Source organism: Maricaulis sp., assembly GCF_030149425.1.
GTDB lineage: Bacteria > Pseudomonadota > Alphaproteobacteria > Caulobacterales > Maricaulaceae > Maricaulis.
The window spans coordinates 1-18721 of the sequence record NZ_JASBRQ010000025.1 but is presented as its reverse complement, the minus strand read 5'-3'; the positions used below and the strand labels follow the sequence as shown (position 1 = coordinate 18721).

The window sequence follows — 18721 nt, the reverse complement described above, 5'->3', positions numbered from 1 at the left end:
CGGGCAAGATGGTGCGGCGGAAATGTCAGCCGGTGTGGCTTTTCTGCCGATCAGGCACGCAGGCCCGGTTTGAGAGCCGCGTCGAGGGCGGCGCGGGCCGCCGGGTCCGGTTCAATCAGCTTGCGCTGGTCCAGATCCATCGGCGCGGCGACGCCCTCCATCGTCCACCAGGGGCGGCCGGTTTCCGGATCGAGCACCCAGTGCACCAGATTGCGGACTTTCGAGGCCGCTGCGGTCAGACCGGAGCGGATGACATAGCCATCTCCGGCCCGTGGCCAGCGCCGTGGCAGGATGCGGCATTCCAGCAGGGCGGAGCCGATGCGTGCGCCGGACTTGCCCATGTGAAAATCGACCTCTTCGGGAAAGGCGCCGCGGAAATTCACCACCGAATTGGAGACCCGGCCGAGCAGGATATCGGAGCGGATGCGGCCGAATACGCTCATCTCATCGCTGTTGAAACGGCCCATGCCGATCTGTTCCAGACCGAGGGCATCGGCGCGCTCGATCGAGATATCGGTTTCGGCGCCGGCTTCGCTGAGGCCGCGCGGCCGGGCGATATCCGGTGTCGCAACGGTCAGCTCGGCCGCGTGGGCGGCGAAGCGCTCGGGCCAGTCGAAGGGGCGGCCTTCTTTCGGTGCCACGTGATTGGCCTCGATGCGGAAGCTGGCCGCGACCTGGCCGGACCCGGCATGGCGCATGATCAGGACCATGCCCAGGCTGGCCGGACCGGTCCCGGTAATGCCGCCCTCAATCATCAGCGGGGCGCCCGGGCGGGCCTCGGCGAGGAATTTGATGTGCAGGCTGCTCGCGGCGAGCGTCGCGTAGGCGTCGGCGCGGAAGATATTCCCGAGCCCGGCCAGGGCGGCGAGATTGGCGACCGCCTCACTGGCCTTGGCCAGGTAGAACTGGACATTCATATGCCCCAGCTCGTCGCACTCCCAAGCATTCGCATTGCCGCGCCAGAGCTCGATCATGTCATTTGTCCGTGGCCAGAAAGTGGATCAGGTACGGCAATTGCCGCAATGGCCGAAATGCTCGACCACCGAGCGTTCAATAATGAAGCCGTCCGGCGTCTGGGTCGATACGGGTGCGCCATGGCATTCCTGTACCGATCCGCAATCGGAACAGATGAACAGTTCGGCACCGCCACAGCTATGGCTATGGCTGCAGCCGACATAGGCGTTGAGGGCTTCGACCTTGTGGACCAGGCCGAGCCCGAGCAGGAATTCGAGGGCCCGGTAGACGGTTGGCGGCTTGGCCGAGCCGGGACCGGGCTTCAGGGTCTCAAGCAGGTCATAGGCTTTCACGGGGCCGTCGGCCTCATGAACAAGCTCCAGGACGCGGCGACGGATCGGCGTCAAACGCTCACCGCGTTCGTCACATAGTTTTTCAGCGGCCTGCAGGGCCGGGGAGGTGGTTTCACGACTCATCTTGCCAACATTTAATCGCTTCTGGCCGGGAATTACAGGTGTGTGCTCTTGCTGTCACTGCGACGTTATAATATTACACCCGAGAATTAACCGCCGAGAGGGGATATCCGGCCGTGTCCAAAGTACTGAAAAACACCGTTGCACCGGTTGCGCTGATCGCTGCCCTTGCAACTGCACCTGCTGTTCTGGCTCAGACTGACGAGATTGATGACGTCATCACCGTCACTTCGAACCCGCTTCTGACCGGCGCCGATGAAGTCGCCGGTTCCGTCGAAGTGGTGAACCAGGATCACATCATCGACAATCTGTCCGGTTCGCTGGCCGATACGATCGCGCACGAGCCCGGCGTCTCCACCACCTATTTCGGCCCGGCCGCGAGCCGCCCCGTTATCCGTGGCCTCGGCGCTGACCGGGTCCGTGTTCTCGTCAACGGCACCGGCCTCATCGATGCATCGACCTCCAGCCCGGACCACGCCGTGGCCTCCGAGGCGCTGGAAGCCGAGCGCGTTGAAATCCTGCGCGGCCCGGCCGCGATCGCCTATGGCGGCGGTGCTATCGGTGGTGTCGTCAATGTTATCGACGGCCGCATTGCTGAAGAGCGCGCCGAAGATGATTTCGAAGGCCGCTTTTATGGCGGTCTGACCACGGTGGATGAGGGTGAGACCTTCGCCGGCCGCGCCCGCTTCAACCTGGGTGAGTTTGTCTTCCACATTGAAGGCCTGAGCCGCACCGCGGAAGATTTCGATATCCCGGGCTATGCTGAGTCCGCCCTCTATCGTGAGCTTGAAGAAGAAGAGCACGAGGAAGAGGAGCACGAGGAAGACGAACACGAGCACGAGGAAGAGGAAGTCTTCGGCACGGTCGAGAATTCCGGCCTCGAATTCACCACCGGCTCCATCGGCGTGTCCTGGGTTGGTGAAAACGGCTTCATCGGTGTGGCCTACAAGCAGTCCGACGCCTTCTACGGTGTTCCCGGCCATGCTCATGCTCATGAAGAAGAACATGAGGAAGAAGAGCACGAGGAAGAGGAGCACGAGGAAGAAGAGGAAATCGTCAGCATCGATATGGAACAGACGCGCTTCGACCTGCGCGGCGAGTTCCGTAATCTCGGTGATGTTGTCGAGCGCTTCCGCTTCTCCGCCGGCACCGCTGAATACGAGCATACCGAGCTGGAAGGCGATGAAATCGGCACCCAGTTCTCCAATGAAGGTTGGGAAGCACGCGGCGAGCTGCGCTTTGTCGAACGTGAAATCGGCGAAGGCACCTGGACTGGCGCGGCCGGCATGCAGGCCTTCTCCCGCGACTTTGTGGCCCTGGGCGAAGAAGCCTATGTGCCGCCGTCGCAGACCGATGACTGGGGTATCTTCACCGCTCAGCGCTGGGATGCCGGCAGCTGGGGTCTTGAAGGCGGCCTGCGCCTCGAAAGCCGTGAGATCGAAGCCCTCGGCACCAGCCGTGACTTTGATACATTCTCCGTCTCCGGTTCGGTCTTCTGGCGTCCGGCTGATGAAACCTTCCTGGCCCTGACCCTGTCCTCCAATGAGCGTGCACCGACCGATGTCGAGCTGTTCGCCGATGGTGAGCACGTTGCCACCCGCACGGTTGAGAACGGCGATGTCGATCTTGATGTCGAGCGCGCTGTGTCCATTGAATTCACGGCCCGCAAGGATCTCGGTGACTGGTCGATCGAAGGTGCTTTGTTCAGCGCCGATTATGACGGCTTCATCGGCGCCTTCCCGACCGGTGAAGAGGAAGACGGTTTCCTCGTCGTCGATTACCGCGCCGAAGACGTCAACCTGTCGGGCTTTGAAGGCCGTATTGAAGGCCCGCTCGGCGCCTATGCCGGCTGGAATTTCACCGGTGACTTCACCGCGGAATACGTCACCAGCGACATTGATAGCGGTGGTGACCTGCCGCGTCTGCCCCCGCTGGCCTTCACCGCAGGTGTAACGGCGGAGAAGGGCATGCACGAGCTGCATGCAGAAGTGGAATGGTTCGACGAGCAGGAAAACACGGCGGAGTTCGAACTGCCGACGGATCGTTACGCGCTGTTCAACGTCCGCTACTCGGTGACGCCGCTGCAGACGGATGACTTCCGCTTCATCCTGGAAGGCCGCAATCTCGGCGACGAGGAAGCCCGCCTGCACACCTCCTTCCTGAAGGACCAGGTTCCGCTTCCGGGCCGCAATATCCGCTTTGCGATCATCGCGGATTTCTAACGAAACCAGAGCGTTGGCAGCCTGTCATGCGACAGGCTGCCGCGCGGCGAAACGTGCCATACACTTAAGGTAGGTCCAGGTTCATAAAGGCCCCATCGAATTTATGGGGACTTAAGGATCAGGACCATGAAAAAACTTCTGCTGACTGCCGCCGCTATCGCCATGACCGCCGCTGCGCCCGCTTTCGCGGACAGCGGGGACTGGCTGGTGCGTTTCCGTGTCATCGATGTGATGCCCAATGAGAGCGCAGACATCGATCCGATCGGCGGCGATGTCGATATTTCCGACAGCATCGTTCCGGAACTCGACATCACCTATTTCATCCAGGATCAGTGGGCCGTTGAGCTCATCCTCGGCGTCACGCCGCATGATGTTAAGGCCACCGATACCGCGGTTGGCGATGTCGACCTCGGTGACGTGACCCTGCTGCCGCCGACCTTGACGCTGCAGTATCACTTCGCTCCCGATGCGGACGTCCGCCCCTATGTCGGTGCCGGCGTCAACTTCACCCACTTCTTCAATGAAGATCTGCCCTCTGGCAGCGCTCTGACTTCGATCGACTACGACAGCAGCTTCGGCTATGCGCTCCAGGCCGGCGTCGATTTCCAGACCAATAGCGAATGGTTCTTCAACGTTGATGTCAAATACATCGACATCAACACCGATGTGACCATTGACGGTGCGATCACCGCCGATGTGGACATTGATCCGGTGGTTCTCGGTGTCGGTTTCGGCCGCCGCTTCTGATCTGCCAATCACTGAGCTTGAGCAATGCCGGGTCTGACCTTCAGGCCCGGCATTGTCCTGTCTTGAAACAGGTGCGCGATCTCGTTGCCGGTACAGGCCATTTGGGCTATTACCCCGGGACCGAATAACAAGGGGGTTCTCCAATGGCTGACGCCGCGACCAACGAGCCGCGCATCACCGGTTCTGTTCCGCTCTACAAGTCCGTAGAGCCGCTCAATCGCCAAAAGCACGCCGCCTATGGCGTGAATTCTGTCAAGGAGCCGTTTGGCTTCCTGCGTGACTGGCATTTTGTCCCGGCGATTGCAGCCGAATTTGGCGTCGCAAGCGGCAGCTTCCCGATCGTTTTCCTCGGTGAGCGTAAAATGCCGGTCCTCGTCATGGGCCTGCGCCAGGGTTCCAACCTCTTCATCACCGAAGACGGCAATTTCGAGCAGGACCATTACGTTCCCGCTTATGTTCGCCGCTACCCGTTCGTCAGCGCCGCCAATCCGGGCGAGCAGCCGTCGACGGTTTGCATCGATGTCGACGCTGAGTTCGTCACCGACAAGAACCCGCAGCAGCCCTTCTTCGACGAGAATGGCGAGCCGACCGATTACACCAAGCAGGCCGTTGATTTCGTTTCCGCTTTCGAGCGTGACGCTCAGATCACCGAAGCCTTCGTCAAGCGCCTTGTCGATCTCGACCTGCTCGAGAAAAAAGAGATCAAGGTTGCTAACCCGCAGGACCCGGACAACCCGGTCACGGTTGCAGACTATTTCGGCGTATCGCCGGAGAAGCTGCAGGCCCTGCCGGACGACAAGATCGCTGAGCTGCACAAGAGCCACGACCTGTCCGTCATCCACGCACACCTGATTTCGCTGCAGCGCTGGGAGCGCATCATGCGCCGCGTCGCCATGGCAGCAACCGAAGACCAGGCTGCTCAGAGCTAGGTTTTGCGGTAAATCGCGACAAGAACGGCCGTACCGGAAGGTGCGGCCGTTTTACTTTGCAGTCACGCTTGCGCGAGGACTATTAGACGTTTCAGGATTTCCCGCTATATCGCCCGGCAAGACCCCGTTCCGGGCAGCGTCAATAAGGGTATCCGCATGCGTTTGCTTCTGGCCGTTCTGGCTTTTCTCATCCTGCCGCTCAATGTCGCCAAGGCGCAGAGCGACGCCATGCCCGGCTGGGCGCTGGGCGATGAGATCATCGAGGCGCGGCTGATTGCCGATCGCAGCACTGCGGCGCCGGGCGAAGAATTTTATCTCGGCCTCAACCAGATCATGCCGGAAGGCTGGCACACTTACTGGAAAAACCCTGGCGATTTCGGCCAGCCGCTGGAGCTGACCTGGTCCCTGCCGGACGGTGTCACAATCGGCGAGGTAATCTGGCCGGCCCCCGTCGAGCTTCCGATCGCCGACGGCGAGATCATGGATTACGGCTATTATGACGAAGTCACTCTGCCGATGCCGATCCGGCTGGCAGAGGATTTCGCCGGTGATCGCCTCGATCTCGTGGTCGATGCCTATTGGCAGGTCTGTGACGAGGTCTGCGTCCCGGAAGAGCGTCAGCTCAGCTTTTCCATTCCTGTTGCTGCCGATGCCGAGCAGGACGAAGCCAGCCACTGGATGATCCAGGCCTCGCTCGATGCGGTGCCGCCGCGCGATAACAGCGTTGCCGCCGTGCTTGACCGTGTCCGCGACCGGCTCGTCCTACAGCTCGACGCACCGCTGCTTGCCGATGCGGAGAGCTGGCGTGATCTGACTTTCATGCCGGGCGAAACCGGTTTGATCGAGCACGCACCGGAACAGGTTCTGCAGCGCGAGGAGGGCGGGCGGCTCTTCCTGATCATGGAACCGAGCTGGAAGCTCGAGGGCGAGATCGCGTCGCCGCGGCTGGGCCTGTTGAGCTTTGAGCGCAATCAGGGCGGCGGGATCTGGGCGCGTGAAAGCGTCGAGATCGAGGCGCAGCCGGGTGACATCTCGATTGCATTGCCGTCCCAGGTCGCTGCACCGGCAGCTCCGATCTCGATGACCAGCCTCATCAGTCTGATCATCCTCGCCCTTGGCGGCGGTCTGATCCTCAACCTGATGCCCTGCGTCTTCCCGGTCTTGTCGATCAAGGTGCTCAAATTCGTCGAGGTGGCCCAGCACGATCCCAACAAGGTGCGCCGCCACGGCCTGTATTTCCTTGGCGGTGTGGTGCTCAGCTTCCTGGCTCTGGCCGGGCTGCTGGTCCTGTTGCGCGAGCTCGGCATGCCGGTCGGCTGGGGCTTCCAGCTGCAATTGCCGATCGTTGTGGCCGTCCTGGCCCTGCTGTTCTTCGCCATCGGTCTCAACCTGCTGGGCGTGTTTGAAGTGGGCACCAGCATTATGGGACTCGGCAGCAGCCTGGCTGAAGCCCCCGGTGCGCGCGGCGCCTTCTTTACCGGTGTGCTGGCCGTCGTCGTTGCCGCGCCCTGTGTCGGGCCCTTGGCCGCTGGCGCGCTGGGGCTGGCTCTGACCCAGCCGGCGATCATTGTTCTCGCCGTGGCTGCAGCGATGGGTGTGGGCCTCGCCTTGCCCTTCGTGGTTCTGACCTTCGCACCGGCCCTGCTGCGTCTGCTGCCGCGTCCGGGCAAGTGGATGGAGACCTTCAAACAGGCGCTCGCCTTCCCGATGTTTGCCGCCGTGTTGTGGCTGGTCTGGGTGCTGTCGATCCAGGCCGGGCCTCAGGGCGTCCTGTTCCTGGGTCTGGCCATGCTGGCCCTGACCTTCGCCATCTGGGCGTCGCGCCAGGGCGGTATGGCCTGGTCGGGGATTGCCATGGCCTCGGCGCTTGGCCTGGTTCTGACCACGGTCTGGATCGCCCGCCTGCCGGTCGGCGATGCGGCCAGCACCGCCGGTCCGGGTGAGGTCGTGTGGTCAGACGCCGCCGTGGAAGACGCGCAGATGGCGGGCAATGCGGTCTTCGTCGACGTCACGGCAGCCTGGTGCGTGACCTGTCAGGTCAACAAGATGCGCGTGCTCAATGATGGCGTGGTTCAGACCGCCTTCGTCGATATGGGCGCTACCTTGATGCGCGCCGACTGGACCAATCGCGATGATCGCATCACCGATCTGATTTACCGCCATGGCGGCGCCGGTGTGCCGCTTTACCTGGTCTATCCGGCTGGCGGCGGCGAGCCGCAAGTGCTCCCCACCGTCCTGACGCGTCAGATCGTTCTGGATGCGCTCGAGGCAGCCTCGAGCTAGCCGGCGGAACAGGTCGGCAGCGGCATGCTGGCGCCCAGAGCGCCATCATCGGCGGCCGGGGCAATCTCGCTGGCATCCCGCATCAGATCGGCAATGGCCCGGTAGATCCGCGCCTGCTCACCGGCACTGTCGGCTTCATTGAGCGCGCCGAGACGCGCTTCCGCATCGCGTGACATGCCGCGGAAGATGCATTGCAGGTCCTCCGGACCACCGGTCTCGGTGAGGGCGCGGCTCAGGCGCATGGCATCAACCGAGAACTGCTCGAGTTCAAAATAGAACGGGTCTTCGATGTCGATCGGGTCCGCCGGTGCCGCCGGACGGGATGCGGCATCGCCGGCGCGCATTTGCGCCTCGCCGCGCAGCTCACTGGCAAAATCCGCGAAATCCGCCCCGGGGCCCGCAAGGGCAGGACCGCTAGAGAGCAGAACAGCAACGAGAACAACACCGATTTTACGCACAAAACACTCCTGATTTGCGCCCAGATTAGCCCAAGGCTGCACTGAGACCACCCTGGCTCTTGCAACTTGCGTGCAAGACAGGTGAAAAGACGCCACTGCCAGTCTGCGGCCGACGCGGCCCGCTCATGTCCCGGAGAATAGCCGATGAGTGCGAAAAAAGCCTTTCGCCCCAAAGCGCGCCGTCCGCGCGGTTTCGAAGATCGTTCGGGGGATGTCCTGCGGGCTGAGCACCAGCTGATCAGCGCAGCCAGCAAGATCTATGATGACTGGGGTTTCGAGCCGTTGCAAACCCCGGCGTTCGAATACGCGGAAGCCCTGGGGAAATTCCTGCCCGACGAAGAGCGCCCTAATGAGGGCGTGTTCGCGCTGGAGGATGATGACGGCCAATGGCTGTCGCTGCGCTATGATCACACAGCTCCGCTGGCGCGCTTCGTGGCCGAGCACTATCAGGACCTCAACAAGCCCTATCGCCGCTACCAGGCGGGCGATGTCTGGCGCAATGAGAAGCCGGGTCCGGGCCGTTTCCGTCAATTCGTCCAGTGTGATGCCGATACGGTCGGGTCTGCTTCCGCGGCTGCCGATGCGGAAATGATCGCGCTCGCGGCCGAGGTCATGCGCGCCGCTGGCCTGACCGATGAGGAATACCTCATCCGCGTCAATGATCGCCGCATTCTCGATGGGGTTCTGGAAAGTATCGGTGCGGCCGATCCGGCCCGGCGCATGCGGGTCCTGCGGGCCGCTGACAAGCTCGACCGTCTGGGACGCGAGGGCGTCGCCCTGCTGCTGGGCGAGGGGCGCAAGGATGAGTCGGGCGACTTCACCGAAGGCGCCAAGCTGGACAGCGCCGGCATCGACACTGTTCTCAACTTCCTTGATGCGACCGGCGGTGGCCGCCAGGACGTAATCGCGCGCCTTGAGCCGCTGGTCGGCGGCTCCGAGACTGGCAAGGCTGGCCTGGCTGCGCTGGCCGAGATCGATGCCGTGCTCCGCGCCATTGGTGTCGGCGATGACCGCGCTGCTTTCGACCCCTCTGTCGTACGCGGATTGGGGTATTACACCGGCCCGGTCTATGAGGCGGAACTGCTGGCTACCGCGCATTATGACGACGGTCAGCCGATCCAGTTCGGCTCGGTCGGCGGCGGCGGGCGCTATGACGACCTGGTCGCGCGTTTCACCGGTCAGGCCGTGCCGGCGACCGGTTTCTCCTTTGGTGTCAGTCGCTTCGCCGCGGCTTTGCGGGCTCTGGGCCGTGCCGGCGGGGATCAGGAACGCCCGCTGGTTATTGTGGTCGCTTCGGAGAAAGACCGCTCTGCCGATTACCTCGCCATGGCGGCGCAGCTCCGCGCGGCCGGATATCGCGCCGAGGCCTTTGTTGGTGGCGGCAATATGGGCAAGCAGATGAAATATGCCGACCGGCGCGGTGCCAGCGTGGCCGTGATCGTTGGCTCGAATGAGCGCGAAGCCGGCGAGGTGACCCTGAAAGATCTCAAACTCGGAGCCAAGCTGGCCGCCAATATTGAGGACAACAAGGCCTGGCGTGAGGACCAGCCGGCCCAGATGACGGTGCCGGGTGAGCGCTGGATCGAGGCTGTGGGCGAGATTGTTGCCCGTCATCAGCACTAGGAATACGCGAAGTTTTCCACGGTAATGCCTTCGTAATGTGCTGATTTTTCAGATTTCAGGGTTGACGTATACGTAACCCTGCTCCAACGTCGCGAACAGGGCAGGGCCTGACCGTCCGGTCCACGGCGTTTCGGGGAGGAGACGCCCTTTATCGACCAACCGTAAATTTAAGGGGCTGGCAGTTTGCCAGCCCCTCTTTTTTAGCGTCGTTGGGCAATCCCGAAAGCGGGATCAGCGCTTAGTCATTCCCGCCATCGAGGCGTTCGGCCTCCAGGCGATTGAGCCAGTCGGTGAGGTTGTCGCCGGTTTGCTCCTCGCCATTGACCCAGACACGGCGATTGCCGTCAGCGTCTTCAACGATGCGGATGCGGCGGCCTTCTTCGGCAGCACGAAAACGGGCACCTTCTTCAGCGTGGCGGCGTTCAATCAGAACCCGGCGCTCGGCGTCGCGGCCCTCGCGGCGGGCGGCACGTTCTGCGTGACGCTCGGCGCGGCGCAGCTCACGTTCAGCCAGGCGCATGGCCCGAGCCACTTCGCGCTCGGCCCGAGCCGATTCACGGCCGGCGGCAGCGGCTTCTTCGTGCGCGCGCAGCACTTCAACGCGGATCTCGCGATTATTGGCGGCCATTTCGCGTTCGACTTCGGCCAGTTCGATGCGAACTTCAGCCATGGCTTCGCGGATTTCCGCCCGTGCTTCTTCCAGCTCCGCGCGGACCTCTTCCTGTTCTTCAGGCGTCAGGTCGTTCCAATTGCGGCCATCATGATCGCGGTCCATGCGGACGACGAAGGTGTCCTCGTCGAGGCTTTCCAGGGTCTCTTCCAGCGTCGCGATCACATTGGCGCTGATACCGTCGACATCGATCTCGGTGAACACGGCGTGGCCGATGCTATTGCCCATCTCAACCATGACTTCTGCATGGTCGGTCCAGTCGAGACGGTGGACGAAGACATTCTCGTGATCGCCGGTGTGATTGATGATCTCGACATTGCCGTCCTCGATAATGACGATGCCGTCATCCTCAAGTTCGATTTCCTGGCCGTCGACATAGACGACGCCATCACGGATCGAAATTTCCGCGCCATCGGCGCTGATGACCCGGCTATCATCCTGTTTGGTATGGAAAACGAAAGTATTGTCGTCGTCGACGGCAAACGCGGCTGTGGCCGCCAGAATAGATGCGGCACCCGCCAGTAAAAACTTCTTCATAGGACGTCCCTTGCTCCTCAAGTTCCGGCGACATCTTTGGCTTTGCATCCTTACCGGCCTTGTTCAGGAGGCTAAACTTTTTGTCAGATTATTATGGCGCAAAAAGAAGGCGGCCGGCATGGGGTGCCGACCGCCTGTTGGACTCGGGGGGACCGCGGCGTGAGATTCGTGTGTGCGTCGCGGCTGATCATGTTTATCGCCGCATCAGCCCTGCCGGAGATTGAAGAATGAATGACCGATTGGTCACACAGTGGCGGATTTGTGGCGCCTTGCCGCCAGCTCGCCTTCAAGGCAGGTTAGCCAGATACCGGATGGAGAAGTGTGCGTGAAAAATCCCGATCGCCGGCAAGTCATTGGCTGGGCCTCGGCAGCGGCCGTCGCGTCGCAGTTTCCAGCGGCAGCCCAGGACGGGTTGAGCCTGGCCGAGAAGGTCGGCCGGATGCTGCTCCTCGGCTTTATCGGCTCGCGCCCGGATACGACCGGGGCCGATATTATTGCCGACCATCTCAGTGAGCGTCGCATCGGCGGCGTGCTCTTCCTGCGCCATAATGTGCGCTCGCGCGAAGGCGCGGAGGGGCTGGCCGCCCGGTTCAGGGCCATCGATGCGAAAGCCTGGATGGCGATCGATCAGGAAGGCGGTCTGGTCCAGCGCCTGTCGCGGGATCTGGGCTATTCCTGGATACCGCGAGCCTCGCAGGTTGTCGAAGAGCGCGGTCTTGACGGTGCGCGTGAGCTGTATGCGCTCGCCGCGCAGGAATTCCGCGCCGCCGGCTTCAATATGAACCTGGCCCCGGTGGCTGATCTGCACGACCCCGAGAACGCGGTGATCGGCCGGCACGGGCGCTCCTACGGGACTACGGGGCAGGATGTTGCTGCCTATGCCTGGGCCTTCATCGAGGCCTTCGAGGCAGAAGGTTCGGTCTGCGTCATCAAACATTTCCCGGGACACGGCCATTCCCGCGGCGACAGCCATGACGGCTTTGTCGATATCTCGGAAACCTGGAGCTATGAGGAGCTCGATCCGTTCCGCAGGCTCGTCGAGGCCGATGTGGCGCGCTGTATTATGGGCGGGCACCTGATCAACCGGGATCTCGATCCGAGCGGACTGCCGGCGACTTTCTCCTCGGCGATGATTGACGATCTGCTGCGCAAGCGCCTCGAGTTCAAGGGCGTGGTCATGACCGATGATCTCGACATGGCCGCCATTCGAGAAAACTACGATCAGCGTGAAGCTGTGTTGCGCTCAATCGAGGCCGGCAATGACATCATCATGCTGTCCAACTCGGCGCGCCCCGACCCGGAATTGCCGCAGCGTATTGTCGGCTGGGTTGAGGAAGCGATCGATCAGGGCCGCTTTGACGAGGCACGGATCGACCGTTCGGTTGCGCGCATCAATGCCCTCGGCGCCGGATAGCCAGGCGGGACAACTGCGCGTCTAATCCCGCTCGCCGAGTGTGGTTATTATCCTAGCTTGTCCGGGACGCCATTCTTGGTCGGACCGGAAGGATCGAACGATGCGTCACCTATTCGCTGCCAGTGCGGCCCTTGTCACAGCCGGTGTTATCTCAGGATGCTCGATAAACGACGTCCAGCCCGGCGGGTTTGACGTCGGCACAGCGACCCTGGCGATTGCCGATGTCACGGTGATCGATGTGACCAGCGGCCAGGCCATCGCCAGCCAGACGCTTTTCCTCAGCCATGACGAGATCCTCGGCTATATGCCGACAAGCGATGCCCCGGACCATCCCGCCGACGCGGCGCTTATGGATGGTGCGGGCCTGTTTGTCATGCCCGGTCTCTGGGACATGCATGTTCACGCGCTGTCTGACCCGGATGATGCGATTGACCGGGTCTTGCCGCTTTTTGTCGCTCATGGCGTCACCGGTGTGCGCGATATGGGCGCCGTGATGGCCGGTCTGACCGAAACCCGATCCCGCATCGCCGCCGATCCCGGTATCCTGGCGCCGGCGATTATCGCCGCCGGTCCCTTGCTCGATGGCCAGGCCTTGCCCTGGTATGGTGATCTGCCGCTCGTTCTGGAGACGCCTGAAGCTGTCCCGGGGGAGCTGGCCCAGCTGCGCGAGGCGGGGGTCGATTTCTTCAAGGTCTATGGCGGCCTCCAGCCGGAGGTTTATGACGCGATTATCGCTTACGCCGCCCAGCAGGACGTGCCGGTCGCCGGGCATGTACCCAATGCTGTCGGCCTCTTCAGCGTAGCTGAGGCCAATCAGACAACGGTCGAACATCTCTCGCCGGACGCGTTCCGGGTCTGTGTTGCTGAGCCGCAAGCCTATTTCAATCGATCTGTCGAGACCCGTTTCGGCGGGGACTATGATGGCTATTTCCAGAATTTGGTCGACTGGTTCGAAGAGGCTGAAACCGCGCCCGCCTGCGCCGAGGCCATCGCCGCGCTGGCTGCCGCCGACACCTATCTGACCGCGACCCTGGTCATGGAGGTCTTCAATACCGGCCGGATCGACAGTGAAGCTCTGGGCTTCATGCCGGCTCAGGGACAGTCATGGTGCCAGACCAATCTGGACGGTGTCGCCAATGCCGACCCGGCCCTGCGTGAGACAGCCTATGCAGGCTTCTTTGCTTTTACCCGGCGGCTGCGTGAAGCCGGGGTGGGCCTTCTCGCCGGGTCAGACATGCCGAATTTCTGCAATGTTCCAGGGGCGAGCCTGCACTGGGAACTGCAACGTCTGGCCGAAGCGGGTTTGCCAGAGGCCGAGATTCTCCGCATGGCGACGATGGAGGCGGCGTTGGTGGCCGGGCAGGGCAGCCAGCGCGGTCAGATTGTGCCGGGCTATACCGCGGACCTGGTCGTGTTACGGGCCAATCCGCTCATCGATATTGCGGCGACCGAAGAGATCGAGACCGTTATCCAGGCCGGACGCCGGATTGACCGGGCCGGACTGGATCGTCTGCTCGACGAGATCGCTGCGGGCGTCGCATCGGCCGATACCGCTCAGTAAGGCCTGCATGCGCTTCTAAAGTCCTGAGGTTTCCCGCATAGTCCCGGATATTCAGCTGTTAGTTTTGCCGGTCATTTCCAAGACTGCGCCCATGATTGGCAGTCCTGATAGAAGTGGAATGAAGCATTGGCAGGCATGAAATTTGGCGAGTATCTGCGCCGCCGCCGCGAGGCAAACGGCTGGACCCAACCGGAAGCAGCGCAGCGCGCAGGCATCGAGCAATCTTATTTGTCCAAGCTGGAAACCGGGCGCTCCTATCCCTCCGAAGAGGTGTTTGCGCGGCTGGCGGCGGCTTTTGAAATCGATCCCTCTGAAATGGCCGAACAGGTGACCGACACCGAGATCGACCGCTTGCGCGAGGTTGGCCAGGTCCGCGAGGCGGTCGCCGGCCGCGAGCGTCGCCGCATGAATGTGTCGCGCGCCTGGATGGTGGGCGGTTTGGTCAGCCTGATCCTGGCGGCGGCCAGTGGCGGTATCGCCGTGACGGCACAGGACATGGAACAGCAGGAATACCATTACCTGTCCTATGGCGTGCTCAATCTGGATGAGAGCCTCGACGCGTTCGAAATCGTCGATAGCCGTGTCGATGCTCAAGATGGCGCGGAGTCTCAAAGGCAAAGCGAAATGGTGGCGCGGCTAGCCGAGGATTACCGGGTCGTCGGCCGGTTTCGCGGGCGTAGCTATAATGTCGATGTCGAGGGTGGCCGGCGGCATTATCAGCTGGTTGATGACCGCCTGGTCGTAACGCGCACACCGCTGCGCTGGTTCGCCGTACCCGGGCTGATGCTTCTCGCTGGGGCTATCGGCGCCTTCTTCATCAGCTTTCGCTGGAAGAACTAATCGCCATGCGGCGCCTGGATCAGATCAGAAACGTAATCTGATTGTCGCGCTAAACGCGCGATTAACTCCACAAGATAATTAAAGTTGCGATTCGACGTCGGGGGAAATATGACAAAGCTGCAATCTAAGGGAGAGAAAAAATGAAACTCATTGCAGCTTTTGCCATGGCCGCCAGCATGGCCGTTATCACCACCCCGTCCGCGACCGCTCAAAGCCAGCAGTGCATCGATGATGCAAAGGAAACCTGCGCGCTATTCCAGCCTGTCGGGTCGTTCCAGTGGGCCTATTGCGTGGAACAGCTCATCGCCTTCTGCCCGCCCTCGGCACAGGCGGATATCGAAGAAATCATCCTGCTGTTCCGCGAGGAGGGGCAGTAGGCGCAGGCTGGCACTGCGAACCCGCGAGTACCCATATCTCACCAAACGGGCCCGCTCTACGGAGCGGGCCTTGTCGGTGCTGTGCTTCTATTCTGCCGCACCAGCACTGAGCCGGAGCAATAGCAGGTCGCGGACGAGGGCACTGGCGAGATCGGGGCGATCCCGGTTGATATGGGCAATGATGACGATCTCCGGGGACATGAGCCGGATGGCAATTGTCGCATATCCGGCGATCGAGCCGCCATGAGCGACATAATCAAAACCGATCTCATGCTCGGTAAAACTCGGACCAAGGGCCCGATAACGGCCCTCGCCATGTTCAAACTTGTCGGACAGCATTGATTGCCCGATATCGGCCAGCTCACCATCGGCCGCGAACAACGCGTTGAGCACGTCGGCGGCTTCGTCTGCGGTGGCGAAAACGCCTCCATCCGGGCCCATATTCTCCTGTAGCAGGTAGGTATCGACCTCTGGATCGAGCGTGCTGCCATAGCCATGAATAAGGTCATTCGGCGCGAACTGGATATTGTACCCTGTGTCGGCCAGCTGAAGCGGCGTGAAGATGATCTCCTGCATGAGCTCGCCCAGCGGGCGGCCCGAAACCTGTTCAGCGATCAAGCCGAGAAACTGGTAATTGCTGTTGGAGTAGGCGTACTCCGTCCCGGGTGCAAAAAGGGCCGGCTGCTGGCGGATGCTGTCGAGTGTATTCTGCGCCGTGTTCACATGCTCGGCATCGACCGTCGCAAACCAGTCATCGTCATAATAGTCCGGTATGCCACTGGTATGATTGAGTAACTGTCGAACAGTGACGGTGTCCGCATTGGCTATACCGGTGAGCCAGGCGGGTTCGATATATTGCCCCAGCTGACCGTCGAGATCGAGCGATCCATCCAGCACCATGCGGTGAATGACGGCGGCCGTATAGACTTTGCCGACACTGGCCATGCGCAGCAAATGGTCAGCAGACATGGGGCGCCCCGTCTCGCGCTCCGCCAATCCCTGCGCAAAGACGACCCGTTGACTGCCGTGCTCGATCAGGACGATCGCGCCCGGCACATCATGTTCGGCCAGGAAGTCGTCGATCAGGGTTTCGATTTGCGCACGGCCGGCGGTCTGTGCGCCCGCACCAACGCAAAGCAAACAGGACAATAATCCAGCGCAAATCACGCGGAAAAGGGACATCATCGGGAACTCCTCTTGGTCATTCTCGAATTCATATCGCGAAAAACTGGACGATATCGGGCGAAATCCGTACACCGAACGCCGAAATTCGCATCCTTGGAGGCCAGCCATATATCTCGACCCCTTCGACCGCGCGATTTTGGGCATCGTTCAGAGCAATAACCGGCTGGCCAATCGAGAGATTGCACAACAGGTCAATCTCTCCGAAACGGCTGTAAGGCGCCGGCTCGAGCGCTTGCGTAAAACCGGCGTGATCGCTGCCGACGTCGCCATTCTCGACCGCAATCAGATCGCGGAAACCTTGATTGTCTCGGTGATCTTCCGGGATGATCAGGTAGGGCATTACAACGCCTTCCGCCAACGGATGCTGGAAGATGCGCAGGTATCGCAAGTCTATTCCATCGCCGGAGAGGTGGATTTCATCTTGCACGTTCACGCCGAAAACCTGTCCGGCTACGAGGCTTGGGCCGAGACACAGCTTCTCTCCGACCCGGCCATTCAGCGCTTTGAGACGTCGGTGGTCTTTACCACGGTCAAATTCGATACCGCCCTCGCGCTGAACGAGCGCGACGAGCATCAGGCGATGTAGACTTAGCGGTCGGCCGCAGTGCCGATGCCAAAAAGAAAAGGCCCGCTCGGTGGAGCGGGCCTTCACTTAAGTCGGTCAGATGACCGGCATGATTACATCATGCCGCCCATGCCACCCATGCCGCCCATGTCCGGCATGGCCGGGGCAGCGCCTTCTTCTTTCGGCGCGTCGGCGACAGCAGCTTCCGTGGTGATCAGCAGGGAAGCGACGGAGGCCGCGTCCTGCAGAGCCGTGCGGACAACTTTGGCCGGGTCGATGACGCCGAAGGAGAGCATGTCGCCATACTCTTCGGTCTGGGCGTTGAAGCCGAAGGTGTTGCTGTCGTTCTCGAGGATTTTGCCAACGACGATGGAACCTTCCACGCCGGCATTCTCGACGATCTGACGGATCGGCGCCTGCAGGGCACGCGCGATGATGCGCACACCCTGGGTCTGGTCAGCATTGTCGCCTTCCACACCGTCCAGCTTGCGGGACGCACGCAGGAGCGCGGTGCCGCCGCCGGTGACGATGCCTTCTTCAACGGCCGCGCGGGTCGCGTTGAGGGCGTCGTCGACGCGGTCTTTCTTCTCTTTCACTTCGATCTCGGTGGCGCCGCCAACCTTGATCACGGCCACGCCGCCAGCCAGCTTGGCCAGGCGTTCCTGCAGCTTTTCACGATCATAGTCGGAGGTCGTCTCTTCGATCTGGCGGCGGATCTGGGTCACGCGCGCTTCGATCGCTTCCTGGCCACCGGCACCGTCGACGATGGTGGTGTCGTCTTTGGTGATGTTGATGCGCTTGGCGGTGCCGAGCATATCCAGGGAGACGGTTTCCAGCTTGATGCCGAGGTCTTCAGAGATGACCTGGCCACCGGTCAGGATGGCGATGTCTTCCAGCATGGCCTTGCGGCGATCGCCGAAGCCCGGAGCTTTGACAGCAGCGATTTTCAGACCGCCGCGCAGCTTGTTGACCACGAGGGTGGCCAGCGCTTCGCCTTCAACGTCCTCGGCGATGATCAGCAGCGGACGGCCGGACTGAACAACGCTTTCCAGGATCGGCAGCATCGGCTGCAGGGAGGTCAGCTTCTTCTCGTGCAGCAGGATGAAGGGCTCTTCCAGGTCAGCCTGCATCTTGTCGGCGTCGGTGATGAAGTACGGAGACAGGTAGCCGCGGTCGAACTGCATGCCTTCAACGACGTCCAGCTCGGTTTCCAGCGACTTGGCTTCCTCGACGGTGATCACGCCTTCATTGCCGACCTTTTCCATTGCGTGTGCAATGTCATTGCCGATCTGGCTGTCGCCGTTTGCGGAGATGGTGCCGACCTGGGCGACTTCTTCAGAGCCTTTGATCGGGGTGGACTGAGCTTTGATGTCCTCGACGATGATGGCGGTTGCCTTGTCGATGCCGCGCTTCAGGTCCATCGGGTTCATGCCGGCAGCAACCGACTTCATGCCTTCGCGGACGATGGACTGGGCCAGGACCGTCGCGGTCGTGGTGCCGTCACCGGCGACGTCGTTCGTCTTGGACGCGACTTCGCGGATCATCTGGGCGCCCATGTTTTCGAACTTGTCTGCCAGTTCGATCTCTTTGGCGACAGAAACGCCGTCCTTGGTGGTGCGCGGAGCGCCGAAGGACTTTTCGATCACCACATTGCGGCCTTTCGGGCCGAGCGTGACTTTCACAGCGTTGGCGAGGATGTCGACGCCCTTGAGCATGCGGTCGCGGGCATCGGAGGAGAAGAATACGTCTTTAGCAGCCATGATATGGCTCCCTTATTGAGTGTGTTTCAGGTTCGCTGGGCGGTCGCTTAGCCGACAACGCCGAGGATGTCGGACTCGCGCATGATCAGCAGCTCATCGCCGCCGAGCGTGACTTCCGTGCCG

The 18721-nt window shown here is 61.7% G+C and carries 16 protein-coding genes; 10 read left to right on the top strand and 6 right to left on the bottom strand.

All coding sequences use genetic code 11. From position 1 onward, the window contains the following. Positions 1 to 50: 50 nt before the first annotated feature. Both Q1V57_RS04105 and Q1V57_RS04100 read right to left on the bottom strand, forming a co-directional pair. Positions 51 to 974: a thioesterase family protein gene (locus Q1V57_RS04105; RefSeq protein ID WP_300527818.1), complete on the bottom strand. Its 924-nt coding sequence runs from the start codon at positions 972 to 974 to the stop codon at positions 51 to 53. Positions 975 to 1001: 27 nt separating this feature from the next. After that, entirely contained in the window at positions 1002 to 1430 is a 429-nt protein-coding gene (locus tag Q1V57_RS04100; protein ID WP_300527815.1) for a transcriptional repressor, read from the bottom strand. Positions 1431 to 1543: 113 nt separating this feature from the next. On the opposite strand from Q1V57_RS04100, the gene Q1V57_RS04095 reads away from it, so the two are divergent. The 4 genes from Q1V57_RS04095 (at position 1544) to Q1V57_RS04080 (ending at position 7608) form a co-directional block, all read left to right on the top strand. Beyond that, the gene (locus Q1V57_RS04095) at positions 1544 to 3649 is read left to right on the top strand and encodes a TonB-dependent receptor (RefSeq protein ID WP_300527812.1); all 2106 of its coding nucleotides are present in this window, start codon (positions 1544 to 1546) and stop codon (positions 3647 to 3649) included. Positions 3650 to 3775: 126 nt separating this feature from the next. Further along, positions 3776 to 4396, top strand: coding sequence for an OmpW family outer membrane protein (locus tag Q1V57_RS04090; protein ID WP_300527810.1), 621 nt, complete (start codon positions 3776 to 3778; stop codon positions 4394 to 4396). 143 nt (positions 4397 to 4539) lie between these two features. Next, positions 4540 to 5325 carry a SapC family protein gene (locus Q1V57_RS04085; RefSeq protein WP_300527807.1) on the top strand — a complete coding sequence of 262 codons (786 nt, stop codon included), beginning with the start codon at positions 4540 to 4542 and terminating at the stop codon, positions 5323 to 5325. A gap of 156 nt (positions 5326 to 5481) precedes the next feature. Further along, a complete protein-coding gene (locus tag Q1V57_RS04080; protein ID WP_300527805.1) occupies positions 5482 to 7608 on the top strand; it encodes a protein-disulfide reductase DsbD domain-containing protein in 2127 nt (708 codons plus the stop codon). Here Q1V57_RS04080 and Q1V57_RS04075 read toward each other — a convergent pair. Beyond that, positions 7605 to 8066, bottom strand: coding sequence for a hypothetical protein (locus Q1V57_RS04075; RefSeq protein ID WP_300527803.1), 462 nt, complete (start codon positions 8064 to 8066; stop codon positions 7605 to 7607). The genes Q1V57_RS04080 and Q1V57_RS04075 overlap by 4 nt on opposite strands. A 144-nt stretch (positions 8067 to 8210) precedes the next feature. On the opposite strand from Q1V57_RS04075, the gene hisS reads away from it, so the two are divergent. Continuing rightward, complete coding sequence (gene hisS / locus Q1V57_RS04070; RefSeq protein ID WP_300527801.1) at positions 8211 to 9689, top strand: histidine--tRNA ligase; 1479 nt, start codon at positions 8211 to 8213, stop codon at positions 9687 to 9689. A gap of 238 nt (positions 9690 to 9927) precedes the next feature. Here hisS and Q1V57_RS04065 read toward each other — a convergent pair whose 3' ends face one another. Continuing rightward, entirely contained in the window at positions 9928 to 10896 is a 969-nt protein-coding gene (locus Q1V57_RS04065) for a hypothetical protein (protein ID WP_300527799.1), read from the bottom strand. Positions 10897 to 11221: 325 nt separating this feature from the next. Here Q1V57_RS04065 and Q1V57_RS04060 point away from each other — a divergent pair, with 325 nt between their 5' ends. From Q1V57_RS04060 to Q1V57_RS04045, 4 genes are all read left to right on the top strand, one after another. Further along, positions 11222 to 12310: a glycoside hydrolase family 3 N-terminal domain-containing protein gene (locus tag Q1V57_RS04060; protein WP_300527797.1), complete on the top strand. Its 1089-nt coding sequence runs from the start codon at positions 11222 to 11224 to the stop codon at positions 12308 to 12310. Positions 12311 to 12410: 100 nt separating this feature from the next. Next, positions 12411 to 13871, top strand: coding sequence for an amidohydrolase family protein (locus Q1V57_RS04055; RefSeq protein WP_300527794.1), 1461 nt, complete (start codon positions 12411 to 12413; stop codon positions 13869 to 13871). A gap of 135 nt (positions 13872 to 14006) precedes the next feature. Then, on the top strand, positions 14007 to 14711 hold the full coding sequence (locus tag Q1V57_RS04050; RefSeq protein ID WP_300527791.1) for a helix-turn-helix domain-containing protein: 705 nt from the start codon (positions 14007 to 14009) through the stop codon (positions 14709 to 14711). Between the two features lie 140 nt (positions 14712 to 14851). Further along, on the top strand, positions 14852 to 15088 hold the full coding sequence (locus Q1V57_RS04045) for a hypothetical protein (RefSeq protein WP_300527789.1): 237 nt from the start codon (positions 14852 to 14854) through the stop codon (positions 15086 to 15088). An 87-nt stretch (positions 15089 to 15175) separates the two neighbouring features. Here Q1V57_RS04045 and Q1V57_RS04040 read toward each other — a convergent pair whose 3' ends face one another. Further along, entirely contained in the window at positions 15176 to 16273 is a 1098-nt protein-coding gene (locus tag Q1V57_RS04040; RefSeq protein WP_300527787.1) for a serine hydrolase domain-containing protein, read from the bottom strand. Between Q1V57_RS04040 and Q1V57_RS04035 the strand changes: the two genes are divergently transcribed. Continuing rightward, complete coding sequence (locus Q1V57_RS04035; protein ID WP_366145072.1) at positions 16170 to 16859, top strand: Lrp/AsnC family transcriptional regulator; 690 nt, start codon at positions 16170 to 16172, stop codon at positions 16857 to 16859. The genes Q1V57_RS04040 and Q1V57_RS04035 overlap by 104 nt on opposite strands. 92 nt (positions 16860 to 16951) lie before the next feature. Here the strand turns inward: Q1V57_RS04035 and groL are convergent, their stop codons facing one another. After that, a complete protein-coding gene (gene groL, locus Q1V57_RS04030; protein WP_300527785.1) occupies positions 16952 to 18598 on the bottom strand; it encodes a chaperonin GroEL in 1647 nt (548 codons plus the stop codon). Between the last annotated feature and the right edge of the window lie 123 nt (positions 18599 to 18721).

Excerpts from the sequence above, each read along its gene's own strand:
- Q1V57_RS04105 (WP_300527818.1), bottom strand. The coding sequence starts at position 974 with ATGATCGAGCTCTGGCGCGGCAATGCGAATGCTTGGGAGTGCGACGAG.
- Q1V57_RS04100 (WP_300527815.1), bottom strand. The coding sequence starts at position 1,430 with ATGAGTCGTGAAACCACCTCCCCGGCCCTGCAGGCCGCTGAAAAACTA.
- Q1V57_RS04090 (WP_300527810.1), top strand. The coding sequence starts at position 3,776 with ATGAAAAAACTTCTGCTGACTGCCGCCGCTATCGCCATGACCGCCGCT.
- Q1V57_RS04085 (WP_300527807.1), top strand. The coding sequence starts at position 4,540 with ATGGCTGACGCCGCGACCAACGAGCCGCGCATCACCGGTTCTGTTCCG.
- Q1V57_RS04080 (WP_300527805.1), top strand. The coding sequence starts at position 5,482 with ATGCGTTTGCTTCTGGCCGTTCTGGCTTTTCTCATCCTGCCGCTCAAT.
- hisS (WP_300527801.1), top strand. The coding sequence starts at position 8,211 with ATGAGTGCGAAAAAAGCCTTTCGCCCCAAAGCGCGCCGTCCGCGCGGT.
- Q1V57_RS04065 (WP_300527799.1), bottom strand. The coding sequence starts at position 10,896 with ATGAAGAAGTTTTTACTGGCGGGTGCCGCATCTATTCTGGCGGCCACA.
- Q1V57_RS04055 (WP_300527794.1), top strand. The coding sequence starts at position 12,411 with ATGCGTCACCTATTCGCTGCCAGTGCGGCCCTTGTCACAGCCGGTGTT.
- Q1V57_RS04050 (WP_300527791.1), top strand. The coding sequence starts at position 14,007 with ATGAAATTTGGCGAGTATCTGCGCCGCCGCCGCGAGGCAAACGGCTGG.
- Q1V57_RS04045 (WP_300527789.1), top strand. The coding sequence starts at position 14,852 with ATGAAACTCATTGCAGCTTTTGCCATGGCCGCCAGCATGGCCGTTATC.
- Q1V57_RS04040 (WP_300527787.1), bottom strand. The coding sequence starts at position 16,273 with ATGATGTCCCTTTTCCGCGTGATTTGCGCTGGATTATTGTCCTGTTTG.
- groL (WP_300527785.1), bottom strand. The coding sequence starts at position 18,598 with ATGGCTGCTAAAGACGTATTCTTCTCCTCCGATGCCCGCGACCGCATG.